Source organism: Microvirga terrestris, assembly GCF_015694425.1.
GTDB lineage: Bacteria > Pseudomonadota > Alphaproteobacteria > Rhizobiales > Beijerinckiaceae > Microvirga > Microvirga terrestris.
The window spans coordinates 38040-53220 of sequence record NZ_JADQDN010000014.1; the positions used below are offsets into that span (position 1 = coordinate 38040).

Sequence of the window (15181 nt, forward strand, 5' to 3'; positions counted from 1 at the left end):
TTTGACCACAGTGTTGTGTTGGTGCATCACCCCACGACAGGGTGCCATTTCCAGGGCACCCGATCTCGCGGGGCTTCAGTCTTGATCAACCAGGACACCATTGCACAGCGCCAAGCGGTTGAGCCGTCCCAGACCGGTCTCGGCTGGCTGGGCTATGGAGCCGTTCTGTCGGCTCTGGCTTCGGCTCTTGCCACATTCCTGATCCTTGCCGGCGCCACGCCCATCGTGCCGACCCACAATGTCGTCGTGTGGGTGTTCACACTAAACGGTATCCTCATTGCCGTCCTCCTAGGGATTGTGGCTTGGCAGACGCGGAAGCTGGTGCGGGAGCGCAGGGCAGGGGCCGCGGCCGCAGGCCTGCACGTGCGGATCGTCGGGCTCTTCAGTCTAGTCGCCGTCCTGCCTGCCATTCTCGTTGCCGGTGTTGCAACAGTGACGCTGGAACGCGGTCTGGATCCCTGGTTTACCGGGGCGTTGAAGGACCTCATGAACAACACGGTGTCCATCGCACGCTCCTATCGCGAGTTGCAGTGCCGGACATTGGCGCGCGAAACTCAGCTGATGGCGGCTGACCTCAACCGCGCAAAGGTTCTCTTTGACGCGGACCGTAACCTGTTTCGGGAGTTCATGAACTCCCGCGCGGTCTTCCTCGGCTTCCCGCTTGCCATGATCGTTGATCCGGACGGTACGGTGGTCGAGCGGATCGAAGTAAAGAAGATCGAGAACATCCCTCAGCCCTCCAATGCGGATCTTCAGGAGGCGAGCTCCCAGGAGGCCCTGTGCCTTTTCACACGAGGGACCGGCAACATTTTCCGCTCCGCCTTGAAGCTTGATGCCCATGGCGGGCGTATCCTCTACGTAGCGCGTGAAATAGATCCGCGCGCCATCGAATTTCCCCAGGTCGCTGAGACAGGATTCGCCTTCTATGAGGCACTCGACCAGAAGAAGGCGGGCATACAAATCGCCTTCGCGTCCATGTTCACGCTCATCGCCTTGATCGTTCTACTTTCAGCAGTCTGGTTCGGTCTGAACTTTGCAAATCGCCTCGTGGCGCCTATCAGGCGCCTCATCCATGCGACGGACCAGGTGGCCACCGGAAACTTCTACGTCCAGGTTCCCGTCAAGCGCGGCGAGGGGGATCTCGGTCATCTGGGAGAGACCTTCAACAAGATGACCTCGGAGCTGCGCCGCCAGCATGACGGCCTCACCACAGCCAGCGAGCTCATGGACCGTCGGCGCCGGTTCACCGAAGCAGTGCTTGCCGGTGTGTCGGCCGGTGTGATTGGCGTGAATGCTCGTGGCGTCATCACCATCGTCAATCCATCGACGGAATCCCTGCTCGGAGCCACGCGAGAGGAACTGCTCGGCAAGCCGGTCACTCTGATCCTGCCGGAGGTCACGGCCCTGGTCGAGGAGATGAGCCATGGGCGCCAGCGGCTGATGCAGCAGCAGATCCATATTGCACGCAAGGGTAAGGAGCGCACGATCAACGTCCGCGTCACCAGCGAGCAGACCCGTAGTGAAAAGCGGGATCTCGTAATCACCCTCGACGACATCACGGATCTCGTCCTGGCGCAGCGGACCTCCGCCTGGGCGGATGTGGCGCGCCGCATCGCCCACGAGATCAAGAACCCTTTGACGCCGATCCAGCTCTCGGCCGAGCGCATCCGCCGGAAGTACGGCAAGGTGATCACCACTGACCGGGAGGTGTTCGACCAATGCACGGACACGATCGTGCGGCAGGTCGACGACATTAAGCGCATGGTCGATGAGTTCGCATCCTTCGCGCGGATGCCCAAGCCGACCATCGGCAACGAGGATCTGGCTGAGACGATCCGGCAGGTGGTCTTCATGATGAAGGTCGCCCATCCTGAGATTGAGTTTGTCGATCGGATCCCTGAAGGATCCCTGGTGGCGCCGTTTGATCGTCGGCTTGTGTCCCAGGCCTTGACCAACATCGTCAAGAACGCGACGGAAGCCATCGCGGCGGTGCCGGATTCCGAGAGAGGGCAGGGGCAGATTAACGTCCTGCTGGACGATACGCATCCGGATTATTTGATCCTGGCCGTGACCGACAACGGCAAGGGCTTCCCGGTCGAAGGGCGGCAGCGCCTTCTGGAGCCTTACATGACCACCCGCGAGGGCGGAACCGGCCTAGGGCTACCGATAGTCGCAAAGATTCTCGAAGACCATGGCGGTGGCATGGAACTGGCCGACAATCCTGCTGGACGGGGTGGTCAGGTTCGCATGTGGATCCCGAAAACGAAGCAAATTCCATCGGAAGAGGCACCGGCCGCTTCCAGCCGAAACGACTCTCGGAGGGCAAGCTCATGAGCGCTGACATTCTCGTCGTCGACGACGAAGTCGACATCCGCGAACTCGTGGCCGGCATCCTTGAGGATGAGGGCCATCGGACACGAACGGCAGGGACGTCCGACGACGCTTTGGCGGCTATCGAGACGCGACGTCCCCACCTCGTCTTCCTGGATATCTGGCTGCAGGGAAGCCGGCTCGACGGTCTCCAGGTGCTTGAGATCATCAAGAGCCAGCATCCCGACCTGCCCGTGGTGATGATCTCGGGCCACGGCAACATCGAGACCGCCGTTTCGGCCATCAAGGCCGGCGCTTACGACTTCATCGAAAAGCCGTTCAAGGCTGATCGGCTCGTGCTCGTCGCTGAGCGAGCCCTCGAGGCGTCACGGTTGAAGCGCGAGGTGCGCGACCTGCGCTCCCGTTCCGTTCAGGCGAGCCGCATTGCCGGCAAGTCCATCGTGGTCAACCAGCTCCGACAAGCCGTCGAGCGAGCGGCCCCGACGAATGCCCGCATCCTAATCACCGGCGCGCCTGGTTCCGGAAAGGAGCTGACAGCGCGCACTCTCCATGGCCTGTCCACCCGAGCCAACGGGCCCTTCGTGGTCCTGTCGGCAGCGACCATCACGCCGGACACCATGGAGGCCGAACTCTTTGGTACGGAGGGCGGGGTGGGAGGAGGACGTCGCGTCGGTGCGCTCGAGGAGGCCCATGGTGGCACCCTCTACATCGATGAAATCGCCGATATGCCGCGGGAGACGCAGAACCGGATTCTGCGCGTCCTCGTGGATCAGAACTTCCAGCGCATCGGCGGAACGACCCGGGTCCATGTGGATGTCCGCATCGTCTCATCGTCGAGCCGCGATCTGCCGGCTGAAATTGCCGCCGGCCGTTTCCGCGAGGATCTGTTCCACCGCCTGGGTGTCATTCCGATTCGGGTGCCGTCCCTGGCCGAGCGCCGGGAGGATGTGCCGGAACTCATCGAGTTCTTCATGGAGCAGATCTCGTCGACCACGGGGCTGCCCAAGCGACGCATCGCCGAGGACGCCATGGCGGTTCTGCAGTCGCATGACTGGCCTGGCAACGTGCGCCAGCTGAGGAACAACGTCGAGCGGCTGATGATCCTCACCTCCGGTGAGCCCGACGCAGAGGTCACGGCCGACATGCTGCCTTCCGAAATCGGTGCGCTCGTTCCGAGCACACCAGGCGGGGCAGGGGGTGAAAAGCTCATGAGCCTGCCGCTCCGCGATGCCCGTGAAATCTTCGAGCGTGAATACCTCCTGGCACAGATCGCCCGCTTCAGCGGCAACATTTCCAGGACGGCGGAGTTCATCGGCATGGAGCGTTCGGCCCTGCACCGGAAGCTCAAATCCCTCGGCATCGGCGGCTGACAACCCGCCGCCGATGTTCCGTAAGGCTAAGTACTTCCGCCCGACTTGGAACTAAAACCTACAAATCCACGGGAAAATGCGCTCCGAGGGGGTAGAACCGTTGCGTCCCCCTTGCCGAACGCGGCTGTTCGCCCTGTAATAAGCAGGCCGGTCACCGACCGCACGAAAGCGGACAATCATATTCAGGCGGCCCCATAGCCAAGACCGGCGGCGATGGGCTGGCGAGGCAACTTCAATGGCGGGCGATCGCGCGCAGAACCTTCAGGACACCTTCCTCAACTATGTCCGGAAGCAGAAAATACCCCTGACGATCTTTCTCGTGAACGGAGTGAAGCTCCAGGGAGTCGTCACTTGGTTCGACAATTTCTGCGTTCTTCTGCGCAGGGATGGTCACTCACAGCTGGTTTACAAACACGCCATTTCAACCATCATGCCAGGACAGCCCGTTCAGTTGTTCGACCAGATCGACGAGGCTGGCGAGAAGGCTTGAGGTGACGGAACCACGTACGCCGGGGGAGGAACGTCTCGCGCAGCTTGCCGAACCTGAGAAAGAGGTTGCGGCCGGCACCAGGACGCTCGTCGTCGGGCCATACTTGACACGCAAGCGGCGGGTTTCCACGGTTATTGAAGGCGAAGGGGGCAACCCTCGCCCTCCGGAAGCGCGCCTCGACGAGATCACGGGCCTGTCCCTCGCTATCGACTTGACCATCGTCCGTTCGCTCATCGCTCCCCTGTCCTCGCCCAGGCCTGCCACCTACATCGGGAGCGGAAAGGTTGACGAACTGACGGGAGTGGTACGAGCGGAGGAGATCGGGCTCGTCGTAATGGACTGCGCGCTGAGTCCTGTGCAGCAGCGCAATCTCGAAAAGGCCTGGGGCGCCAAGGTTATCGACCGGACCGGCCTGATCCTCGAAATCTTTGGCCGACGTGCTCGGACAAGGGAAGGCACTCTGCAGGTCGAGCTGGCGCATCTGTCCTATCAGAAGGGCCGGCTGGTCCGCTCCTGGACCCACCTCGAGCGCCAGCGCGGCGGCTTCGGCTTCCTTGGCGGCCCAGGCGAAACGCAGATCGAGGCCGATCGGCGCATGATCCAGGAACGGATGAACCGGATCGAGCGGGACCTCGAAGGCGTCGTGAAGACCCGCTCCCTGCATCGGACGAGCCGGCGCCGGGTGCCCTATCCGATCATCGCGCTCGTTGGATACACCAATGCCGGCAAATCTACGCTCTTCAACCGCATGACCCAGGCCGACGTTCTGGCCGAGAACATGCTGTTTGCGACCCTCGACCCCACATCCCGAGCTATCGACCTTCCCCACGGGGAAAAGGCCATCCTGTCCGACACCGTCGGCTTCATATCGGATTTGCCGACCATGCTGGTCGCAGCCTTCCGGGCGACCCTTGAGGATGTCGTCGAGGCTGACGTGTTGCTGCACGTCCGTGACGTCTCGCATGGGGAGACGGAGGCCCAGGCTGGCGACGTGGCCGTGGTGCTGCGGGAACTCGGTATCGATCCGGATGACACCCGACGCATTATCGAGGTCTGGAACAAGGCCGATCTGCTCTCAGCGGATGATCGGGAGCGGCTCGCCGCAACCTCGCAACGGACCGGCGAGGAGAGGCGGCCAATTCTCATCTCAGCCTTGACTGGCGACGGAATTCCCGAATTGCTCGTCACCATCGAGCAGCACCTGGCATTGGGCCGTCTGACCTACGAGGTCGATGTCGCGGCTGAGGACGGGCAGGGTCTCGCCTGGCTCCATGAGAATACGGAGATCCTCGACCGCCAGACGAAGGAGAACGGGCACACCGTGCTCCAAGTCCGCCTTGTCGCCGGCAAGGAGCCGCGCTTCCTGAATCGCTTTCCCGAAGCCCGCGTCCTATGAGGACGCGCCGGGCTCTCGCTCGGCCATCTTCGCCGCAACCCAGTGCCGTTCCATTTCTTCGAGCGACGCTTCGTCGAGGGTGCGGCTCTGCTCTCTTAGGGCCTGTTCGACCGCGCTGAAGCGGCGTGCGAACTTGGCGTTCGTGCGTCGCAGGGCCTGCTCCGGATCGATGCCAAAATGACGGGCGAGGTTCGTCACCGAAAAGAGCAGATCGCCGATTTCATCCTCGATCTTGTCTCTATCGCCCGATGAAGAAGCCTCCTTAACCTCATCCAGCTCCTCGTGAATCTTGTCGATGACTTGGGCAGCGTCGGGCCAGTCGAAGCCGACTTTGGCGGCTTTGGTCGTCAGCTTCTGGGCTCGCGTCAAGGCGGGCAGGGCCGTCGGAATGCCACCGAGAAATCCTGCCTCGTGTGCCTCCGGCGCCAAGCCCTTTCTGATACGCTCTGCTTTTCGCTCCGCCTTCTCCTCGACTTTGATCGAGTCCCAAAGGCGCTTCACTTCGCCGGGCGACAGGTCCTTCGTGCTCCCGAAGACGTGGGGATGGCGGCGGATAAGCTTCTTCGTGATTGCCTCCACCACATCGCCGAACGCGAAGGCACCCTGCTCCTCGGCCATGCGGGCGTGGAAAACCACCTGAAGCAGCAGGTCGCCCAGCTCGTCCCGTAGATCCGTGAGATCGCCGCGCTCGATGGCGTCCACGACTTCGTAGGCCTCCTCAAGGGTGTAGGGTGTAATCGACGCGAAATCTTGCTCAAGGTCCCAGGGACAGCCCGTTCCAGGAGTGCGCAGGGCCGCCATGATCTCTAGGAGGCGGGTGATGTCGGCCGAAGGCTTCACAGTTAATTCCTACTCGCTCAGATAGTCTCATACCCTAAGGACAAAACCCGCGGCTAGCTGGATTTGCGCCATATCCCTCGAGAAGCGGTGTATGCATTGAGAGGAATTCTTTGAGATGATTGGGGAAGAACCCGATGAAGGCACGGATCAAACTGGTCGATGAAATGATGTTCGTGGGCGAGTCCGGCAGTGGGCATGCCATCGTGATGGATGGCGCGCCTGAATATGGTGGGCGGAATCTCGGCATCCGTCCCATGGAGATGCTGCTGATCGGCCTTGGCGGCTGCACGGCCTTTGATGTGGTGCAGATCCTCAGAAAGGGCCGGGAGCACGTCTCGGACTGCCGAGTTGATGTTACGGCCGAGCGCGCCGAGACCGATCCCAAGGTGTTCACGAAAATTCACCTGGAATACCGCGTCGTGGGCAAGGATCTGGCGCCAGCCAAGGTGGAGCGGGCGATCCAGTTGTCCAAGGAGAAGTACTGCTCGGCCTCAATCATGCTCGGCGCCGTAGCCGAGATCACCCATAACTGGACAGCCCTGGATGAAGCTGCAGAGCCGGAGGCAACATCCTAGGGCACTTGGCTCCGTTGATCGAATATGCTCAGGCTAACTCGACGTGATGATCGGCATTGATGAGCTAGTCATAGTCAATCCCAAGTTCCTCGACAGAAGCTCTGAATGGATTGCCTCAGGTCTGAGGGGAGAGGCTGGCAACTTTCGACATTTTATTCGCATAAGATATATTATGGAACTTAGATTGATGAGTTACTCAGCCGCCTCTCATAACCGGGTTCAGGATCGCGCGCCGATTGAGGAAAACCATTCGGCATACGGCGTATCTTTGACCAGCTTCCGATTGTAATCCGGCGCGCCATCAGTCCACCATACCGGACCACGTTCACCGAGAGCTCGCTTTGCAGCATCGACCTGAGCACGAACTCCGGCCAAAGCCTTCGGGTCGTCCTTGACGCTGCGGACTGCCCGCCGTGCCGCCATCAGCTCGTGAATGAGGCGCTCACGCTCCTGAGGCTCGAGATACGGATTGCTCAGGCGCCACAATCGACCGCGAACCACGAAATAGCGACCATCTGGAGTGTGCGGGTGCTGTTCGGTCCGCCTCGTCATGGCGCTTCGATTTGGAGCCCGTCGTACGCCGGCTCGATATGCGGCGGCAGTTCGCCCCGCAATGTCTCGTAATCGAGATCCGTGTGAAGGTTCGTGAGCACTGCGCGCTTCGGCCTGACCTTCTCAATGAAGTCCAGAGCCTCCGACACGGAGAAATGCGTTGGATGCGGCGTGTAGCGCAAGGCATCGAGGATCAGGAAGTCCAAGCCTTCAAGATGCCGGAGACTCTCCTCAGGCATCTCGCTCACGTCCGGAGCATAGGCGATGCCTCCGAACCGAAATCCCAAGGTGTCGATGTCCCCATGGATCATTCTGAACGGCACCGTCTCGACGGGGCCACCCGGCCCAGGAACGGATGTCTGAAGACCTGGCTTTACATGGTTCATCTTCAAGATGGGTGGATAGCTGCTCCCTGCCGGCGTCTCGAAACAGTAGCCGAAGCGCATCATCAGCAGTTCGCTGGTCATCCGGTCGGCATAGACCGGGATGCGGTGGCGCTGGACGATGGCGAGCGGGCGCAGATCGTCGATTCCATGGATGTGGTCGGCATGTTCGTGGGTATAGAGAACCGCGTCCAGACGGCGGATGTTGGCTCCGAGCAACTGGTCGCGCACGTCTGGACCGGTATCGACAAGCACGGTCGTGACCGCGCCATCCGGACCGATTTGCTCCACGAGCACGGAACAACGCCTGCGCCGGTTCTTGGGATTGGTAGGGTCACAGGCGCCCCAGCCAACGCCCACGCGTGGCACGCCGGCAGAAGACCCGCAGCCGAGGATCGTCAGGCGCAACGTCATGAAGCAAGTGCCTGCCTGAACTCGGCGTCGGCTGCTGCCGCTTTGGCAAACAGTCGGTAGAAGTTGGCTGTCGTCAGCTCGGTGATCTTCTCATCCGTGACGCCGACGACCTCGGCGAGAACGCGCGCCGTGTTGGCCACGAAGGCCGGTTCGTTGGTCTTACCTCGGTGCGGAACGGGGGCCAGGTAAGGCGCGTCCGTCTCGACCAAAAGCCGATCATGCGGCACGGCGGCTGCGATTCGGCGGATCTCCTCCGAGTTACGAAAGGTCAGGATTCCGGAAAACGAGACGTAGAGCCCCAGTTCTACTCCGACCTGAGCGAGCTTCTCGCCGGACGAGAAGCAATGGAGAACCGCATCGAAGCGCCCTCGCCTCATCTCTTCCGACAGGATCCGGATCATGTTCTCATCGGCGTTCCGGGCATGAATGACCAAGGGCAGACCGGTTTCGCGGGCCGCCTCGATATGGGTGCGAAAGACCCGCTGCTGCACATCGCGCGGGCTCTTGTCGTAGTGGTAATCGAGGCCGGCCTCTCCGATAGCGACGCAGCGCGGATGGTGGGAAAGATCAATCAGCCGCTGTGCGGGCACGTCTGGCTCCAAAGCGGCATTATGCGGGTGTGTGCCCACCGTGCAAAAAACGCTCTCATGCGCCTCGGCCAGAGCTCGATACGTCTCGAAGCGCGCCACATGGGTCGAGATGGTCACCATCCGGCCAACGCCTACCTCAAGAGCAGCAGACAGGACCTCGGGAAGGCGGCTCTGAAAGTCCGAAAAGTCCAGGTGGCAATGGCTGTCAACCAACATGAGTGAAAGCGCCCTCCTCTGCGGCTAGCGGCACGGCTGCATAGATCGGAACAGCGCCCTCGTCTACCGATGCCCACCCTGGGCGGTCGCTACGGGCTCGTCGTCCTCTTTCGTTTCCTTGCGTCGCATCTGACGCAACCGCTCCTGATGCCTGCGAACGGCAACCTCATCATACTCGTGCGGCCGAACGACGGGCACGGTGAGGCACACGCTCTGAGCCGGCAGAACATCGCACCAGGCATGGATCAGTTGCTTGTAGCAGCGCCCGACGGGACGGATATTGCGGTCGAGATCGTAGAGACCCACGGGTGTTACGCGGTTGTTCTCCTCCCGGAGAGCCACGTCCCAGTCCACCTGGTCGGTGAGCGAGTACCACGTGAAGCCGACGATCGGCACACCGGTATTGCGGACGTGGAGCACGTTGGCCCATTGCTTCCAGAGCCAATCCACGGCCTCCTCGCCTGTAGGGCCTTCCATGAGGTTCGTCTCAGTGTGCATGACAGGCAGCTTGTAGCGATCGTAGTATTGCCGGGTGATCTCGTCATAGCCGAATACGTCCCCGGCTGCCCTCGTCAGCCCATCCGCTGAGACCCTGTGCTCGTTGGTGACATAATAGTCGTTTCCCATGATGCAGTGGTGACGAAGCGAGGAACGGCTCAGGAAGAAGCGATACTCATCCCGTGTCATCCCATTATCCATCAGGAATTCGTACATCTCCGAGTCGACCCGCCGGCCGTAGTTCAGGTCAAGAGACAGGAACCGCCGGGCATTCATGATCTCGGCTGGCTTGATGGCAGCCGGGTTGTCCGCGTGGAAATACTCGGAGGATTCACTCTGAATAAACAAGGCATCCGGCCGGATCTTCAAGATCCTTTCCATGGCCAGCACATTGGCTTTCACGATGTGCTTCAGCGCCGTCACGAAAGGCTGGTCGCCGCGCAGCTGCTCGTTCCACCAGCCATAGGCGGCGGAGAATTGGGCGCAGATGAACATCTCGTTGATGGGTGTGTAGAGCTGAACCCAGGGAAAGCGGCGTGCGAAGTCTTCCGCGTAAGTTGCGAAGAGATCTGGAAAATCCGGGTTCTGGAAGTTGCCGATCCAATCGGGAACCCCAAAATGGCACAGGTCGACGATCGGAATGAGGTTGCGGCGATGGATCTCGCCGAAGGTCATGTCCGCGAAAGACCAGTCGTAGCGGCCAGGCCCCAGAAAGCTCGTATGAAGCGGCGGTCCGTAGCGCAGGACCTGAATGTCGAGCTCATCAAGGAGGTCGAAGTCGGTCTGCCAGTGCTTGTAATGGCCGCACTTTTCCATCTGATCGATGCGAGTGCGGCCATTGTTGATCGTCGGGATGCTGTTCTCGATCCCGGTGGCAAACATAAAGGCAGTGTACATGGCACGCTTCCGCTTGGGGCCCTATCAGGCCGGACAAAGCGGACGCGTCAGGACGCCTCCGCCTCCAGATAACGCGGGAAAATCGGGGCCGGTTGCGGAAGGGCCGTCCCGGCTGCCAGACGATGCTCCGGCCCGACCGCGGCAAGACCCCTGCCCTCCGGCGCAACCGCCAGCAGATCGAGCAGCTTGGCCGCGGCAATCGGAACGAACGGCTGAGCCAGGATACCGACTGCGCGCAGAACCTCGGCCGTGACATAAAGCACGGTGTTCATGCGCTCGGGGTTGGTCTTGCGCAGCACCCACGGCTCCTGGGAGGCGAAGTAGCGGTTGGCCTCGGCCACCACGGCCCAGATTTCAGCCAAGGTCGTATGAAGGGCGAAATCCCTCATGGCCGCCCTGGTTTTCGCCGGCATGGCGTCAGCCAGCCAGAGCATATCCTGATCGGCTTGGCTGAACTCGCCCGGCCGCGGCACCGAAGCGTCGCAGTTCTTGGCGATCATGGACAGGGAGCGCTGCGCCAGATTGCCGAGATCGTTCGCCAGATCTGCATTGATGCGGTTGACGATAGCCCCGTGGGAATAGTTGCCATCTTGTCCGAAAGGCACCTCGCGCATGAAGAAGTAGCGGATCTGGTCGACGCCATAGGTGTCAGCCAGGTCGAAGGGATCAACCACATTGCCGACCGACTTCGACATCTTCTCGCCCTTGTTGAGCAGGAAGCCGTGTCCGAAGACGCGCTTGGGCAGCGGCAATTCGGCCGACATGAGGAAGGCCGGCCAGTAGACCGTATGGAAACGGACGATGTCCTTGCCGATGATGTGCACGTCGGCCGGCCAGTAGTGCCAGCGCGGATCGTCCTCGTTCGGAAAGCCGCAGCCGGTCACGTAATTGTTAAGCGCATCGATCCACACATACATGACATGCTTCGGATCGCCGGGCACCGGCAGGCCCCAGTTGAAGGTGGTGCGGCTGATCGAGAGGTCCTGCAAGCCCGACCGCACGAAGCTGGTGATCTCGTTCCGGCGGGTTTCCGGGCTGATGAAGTCCGGATGGGTCTCGTAATGGGCGAGCAGGCGATCCTGATAGGCGGAAAGGCGGAAGAAGTAGCTTTCCTCCTCGATCCACTCGACCGGCGTTCCCGTGGGTGCACGCCAGCTGCCGTCAGGCTGTTTGGTCAGCTCGGCCTCGTCGTAATAGGCCTCGTCCCGAACCGAGTACCAGCCGGAATACTTGGAGAGGTAGATATCCCCCTTCTCCTGCATCCGGCGCCAGAGTTCCTGGGTCGAGGGCACATGATCCGCATCGGTGGTGCGGATGAATCGGTCGTAGGAGCAGTTAAGCCGGTCCGCCATGGCGCGGAACTTGGCGGCCATCTCATCGACGAACGCCTTCGGGGTGGTGTTGTTCTTGTCTGCCGTCTGCTGGATCTTGAGGCCGTGCTCGTCCGTGCCGGTCATGAAGAAAACATCGTAGCCGTCGATGCGCTTGAAGCGTGCGATGGCATCCGAGGCTACGACCTCGTAGGCATGACCGATATGGGGAGCCCCATTCGGGTACGAGATAGCCGTGGTGATGTAGAACTTCTGCTTGTCGGCCATGTCGAATCCTAACCTGAAACTTGAAACCTCTTAATCCTGCGGACGGCGGAGGCTTCAGGCCACTCGCCGAACAGCGTCGGCAAGATCGTCGAACATCGTCAGGATGAAGGGTCGGCGGTCGAGGTTGAATACGTCAATCTCGCGCGCCGAACGGCCGATCTTCTCACATACCTCCACCAAAGGCGCAAGGCGGGAGGCGCCGAGCCCTGCCCTGTCGCGCAGCCGCTCGGACACCCACCGCTGGACCGTTTCCAGGGTCAGCTCGTAGCTGTCGTCCGCGTCGCGCCGTGCAAGAGCCTCCGCCAAGGCGAGGATCTGCTTCGTGTCCGTCCGTGGCAGACCGTCGAGGAGCTTCGTGACCTGATTGATGAAAGCGACCTTCTCAGCATCGAGCAGCTCAAGAGTGCGGCGGACAGACCCTTCCCCGTAGCGAAGCGCCTGATCGACCACATCCCGCGGAATATCGGACCAGGTGGACCCAAGCGAGCGGATCGCTGCTCTGATCTCCTGACCTTCCAGGGGGCGCAACAGCAGGCGCCGGCACCGAGAGCGGATGGTCGGGAGGACCCGCTGCGGCGCATGGCTCACAATCAGGAACAGCGAGCGTGGCGGCGGCTCCTCGATCACCTTGAGCAGAGCATTGGCGCTCGAGATGGTGAGATCCTCGGCGCTGTCCACGATGCAGACCCGATAGCCGCCGTTGGCGGCCGTGGAGCCGAACATGTTGAGCGCCCGGCGCACCGCATCGACCGGGATGGTCGTCGAAGCCGCCTTCTTGTCCGTGGGCGGAGAGCGTCTCAGGACGGCCAGATTGGGATGGGAAAGAGCAGCGACCTGACGGGCCACATGGGATTCCGCCGGTACGTCCAGGCTGGCCATGAATCTATCACCCGCCTTCTGAGGATCGAGGACGGCGCGGGCGACTCGATAGGCGAGGGTTGCCTTGCCGATACCCTGCGTTCCGCCGATCAGCCAGGCATGATGCAGGCGGCCGCACCGGAGACCCTCCAGAAAAGCGTCCTCGCCTTCTCGGTGGCCGAAGAAGGCAAACTGCTCCCGCGGATGCAGGGCTCCCTCGAACCCGTCCGGCTCAACCACGTCTTGAGCGTCACGCGACATCGAGCGGCCTTAAGGCATTGTCTGATAATCGGTTCTGGGCGAGCTGAGGCAGCCTCTCGCGCAAGGCGGCCCATATGGCCGCCTCGACCTCGTCGGGCTCCTGGTCGGCATTGATCACCACGCACCGCTTCGGCTCACTGCGCGCGATCGACAGGAACGACTGGCGCAGGGAGTGATGGAAGGAGACGTCCTCCCCCTCGAATCGGTCCGCACCCTCCCCCCTACCCGCCTGGCGCTGTCGGGCTCTGGCAAGCCCGGCCTCAGCCGGCAGGTCGAGGATGAAGGTCAGGTTTGGCTTGACGCCCCGAAGCGTCACCCGCTCGAGCTGATTGATAAGCGCCTTGTCGATGTTGCCGGCCGAGCCCTGATAAGCCCTGGTCGAGTCGGCGAAACGATCGCAGAGGACGTGAGTGCCCCGTTTGAGGGCCGGCACGATTGTTTTGTCCAGGTGGTCGATTCGGGCCGCGGCGAACAGAAGGGCCTCCGCAAAGGGCCCGAGATGCTTGGCATGGCCTCCCAAAATGAAGGCGCGGATCTCCTCTGCGTGAGGAGACCCACCGGGCTCGCGCGTCACGACAGTCGGTTGGGCGAGCTCCCCCAACCGTTGCTTGAGCCGCTCGATCTGGGTCGACTTGCCTGCGCCCTCCCCGCCCTCAAAAGTGATGAAGCAACCTGCCATCAAATGCTTTCGACGAGGCTCGAGAAAGCGCGGCGGACCCAGCCAGTGCTGAATTCCAGCAAGCCGTCGAGAGCCCGCTGGCTCAGCGTGCCCTGCTGGACGTCCTCATTGGCATAAAGCGGCATATCGAGAGCCTGCATGTCCCCACGGCTGACCTGAATCCGGGCCACCTCGGCTCCCTTCTGGATGGGGGCTTTCAGAGGGCCGGTGTAGACGATGCGTGCGGTTACCCGCTCACCATCGCCCCGCGGCACAAGTACACGAACAGGCTTCTTTGCCACAAGGGGAAGCGAGCGCATGTTCCCACCGAACACCTGAGCCTCGCCAACAACCTGCCCTTCCGCGAAAAGCTGTTGAGTTTCGAAGGCCCGGAAGCCCCAGTCCAGGAGCTTTCTGGACTCCGCCGCCCGGTCCTTGGCTGTCTTCAGGCCGTTCACAACCACGATCAGGCGCTGGTTGTTTTGAACCGCGGAGCCGATGAGGCCAAAGCCGGACTCGTCGATATTCCCGGTTTTCAGCCCGTCCGCCCCGATATCGGCGAACAGCAGAGGGTTACGGTTCTGCTGACGGATCTTGTTCCAGGTGAATTCACGCTCACCGAACATCTTGTAGAGATCCGGATAAGTCTCGATGACGTGGAGGGCCAGCTTGGCCAAATCCCGAACCGTGACTTTCTGCTCCGGGTGCCCGTAGCCTGTGGCGTTGCGGAAGGTGGACTTCGTCAGGCCGATCTGCTTAGCCCGCTCGTTCATCATGCGGGCGAAGTTGTCCTCGGTTCCGGCAATACCTTCAGCAAGGGCGATTGCGGCATCGTTGCCCGACTGCACGATCAGGCCACGAAGCAGATCCTCAAGGCGGACGGGGGTATTCACCTTGGCGAACATGGACGAGCCGCCGGATCCGGAGCCGCCCTTCCGCCATGCATTCTCCGACACCACGAACTCGCTGTCGAAGTTCAGGCGACCGTTCTTGATTTCATTGAAGACCACTTCCGCCGTCATGACCTTCGTCATGCTGGCCGGTGCCGTCGGCTCGTCTGCGTTCTTCTCAAAGAGAACCGCGTGGCTTCCGGCATCCATCAGGACAGCCGTCGGAGCCGACGTCTGGAAATCCTGCGCCTGTGCCTCCTGCGCTCCGAACGCGAGAAACAAACCACTGACCAGAAAAGCAAAGGCCGCAAGGGTTTGGGCGGCTTTAGGCTGACGCATAATAAGTAATCTCCAGGCTCTTCCC

14 protein-coding genes are annotated in these 15181 nt (G+C 61.5%); 5 read left to right on the forward strand and 9 right to left on the reverse strand.

The genetic code is table 11. From position 1 onward, the window contains the following. Window positions 1-81: 81 nt before the first annotated feature. The 4 genes from I2H36_RS18260 to hflX all read left to right on the forward strand — a co-directional run bounded on the left by I2H36_RS18260 (window position 82) and on the right by hflX (window position 5587). Window positions 82-2334: a sensor histidine kinase NtrY-like gene (locus I2H36_RS18260; protein ID WP_196265332.1), complete on the forward strand. Its 2253-nt coding sequence runs from the start codon at window positions 82-84 to the stop codon at window positions 2332-2334. Then, window positions 2331-3701, forward strand: coding sequence for a nitrogen assimilation response regulator NtrX (gene ntrX, locus I2H36_RS18265; protein WP_196265333.1), 1371 nt, complete (start codon window positions 2331-2333; stop codon window positions 3699-3701). Before I2H36_RS18260 ends, ntrX begins: the two co-directional genes overlap by 4 nt. A 235-nt stretch (window positions 3702-3936) precedes the next feature. Further along, complete coding sequence (hfq, locus tag I2H36_RS18270) at window positions 3937-4191, forward strand: RNA chaperone Hfq (RefSeq protein WP_009491222.1); 255 nt, start codon at window positions 3937-3939, stop codon at window positions 4189-4191. A 1-nt stretch (window position 4192) separates the two neighbouring features. Beyond that, window positions 4193-5587 carry a GTPase HflX gene (gene hflX / locus I2H36_RS18275; RefSeq protein ID WP_196265334.1) on the forward strand — a complete coding sequence of 465 codons (1395 nt, stop codon included), beginning with the start codon at window positions 4193-4195 and terminating at the stop codon, window positions 5585-5587. Here the strand turns inward: hflX and mazG are convergent. Further along, window positions 5582-6427, reverse strand: coding sequence for a nucleoside triphosphate pyrophosphohydrolase (gene mazG, locus I2H36_RS18280; protein WP_196265335.1), 846 nt, complete (start codon window positions 6425-6427; stop codon window positions 5582-5584). The two genes, hflX and mazG, sit on opposite strands and share 6 nt — an antisense overlap. A 134-nt stretch (window positions 6428-6561) precedes the next feature. On the opposite strand from mazG, the gene I2H36_RS18285 reads away from it, so the two are divergent. Then, window positions 6562-7002 carry an OsmC family protein gene (locus tag I2H36_RS18285; protein WP_196265336.1) on the forward strand — a complete coding sequence of 147 codons (441 nt, stop codon included), beginning with the start codon at window positions 6562-6564 and terminating at the stop codon, window positions 7000-7002. A gap of 219 nt (window positions 7003-7221) precedes the next feature. Here I2H36_RS18285 and I2H36_RS18290 read toward each other — a convergent pair whose 3' ends face one another. The 8 genes from I2H36_RS18290 to I2H36_RS18325 form a co-directional block, all read right to left on the reverse strand. Further along, window positions 7222-7554 (reverse strand): hypothetical protein, encoded by a 333-nt coding sequence (locus tag I2H36_RS18290; RefSeq protein WP_196265337.1) that lies wholly within the window; start codon window positions 7552-7554, stop codon window positions 7222-7224. Beyond that, window positions 7551-8351, reverse strand: coding sequence for an MBL fold metallo-hydrolase (locus tag I2H36_RS18295; RefSeq protein ID WP_196265338.1), 801 nt, complete (start codon window positions 8349-8351; stop codon window positions 7551-7553). The genes I2H36_RS18290 and I2H36_RS18295 overlap by 4 nt, the downstream gene beginning before the upstream one ends. Next, window positions 8348-9157 carry a TatD family hydrolase gene (locus I2H36_RS18300; RefSeq protein WP_196265339.1) on the reverse strand — a complete coding sequence of 270 codons (810 nt, stop codon included), beginning with the start codon at window positions 9155-9157 and terminating at the stop codon, window positions 8348-8350. Before I2H36_RS18300 ends, I2H36_RS18295 begins: the two co-directional genes overlap by 4 nt. Before the next feature lie 63 nt (window positions 9158-9220). Further along, a complete protein-coding gene (locus I2H36_RS18305; protein ID WP_196265340.1) occupies window positions 9221-10552 on the reverse strand; it encodes a family 1 glycosylhydrolase in 1332 nt (443 codons plus the stop codon). Window positions 10553-10599: 47 nt separating this feature from the next. Next, window positions 10600-12150, reverse strand: coding sequence for a methionine--tRNA ligase (gene metG / locus I2H36_RS18310; protein ID WP_196265341.1), 1551 nt, complete (start codon window positions 12148-12150; stop codon window positions 10600-10602). 54 nt (window positions 12151-12204) lie between these two features. Then, window positions 12205-13269, reverse strand: coding sequence for a DNA polymerase III subunit delta' (locus I2H36_RS18315; RefSeq protein ID WP_196265342.1), 1065 nt, complete (start codon window positions 13267-13269; stop codon window positions 12205-12207). Continuing rightward, window positions 13259-13948: a dTMP kinase gene (tmk, locus tag I2H36_RS18320; protein ID WP_196265343.1), complete on the reverse strand. Its 690-nt coding sequence runs from the start codon at window positions 13946-13948 to the stop codon at window positions 13259-13261. The genes I2H36_RS18315 and tmk overlap by 11 nt, the downstream gene beginning before the upstream one ends. Further along, window positions 13948-15156 (reverse strand): D-alanyl-D-alanine carboxypeptidase family protein, encoded by a 1209-nt coding sequence (locus tag I2H36_RS18325; protein WP_196265344.1) that lies wholly within the window; start codon window positions 15154-15156, stop codon window positions 13948-13950. Before I2H36_RS18325 ends, tmk begins: the two co-directional genes overlap by 1 nt. Between the last annotated feature and the right edge of the window lie 25 nt (window positions 15157-15181).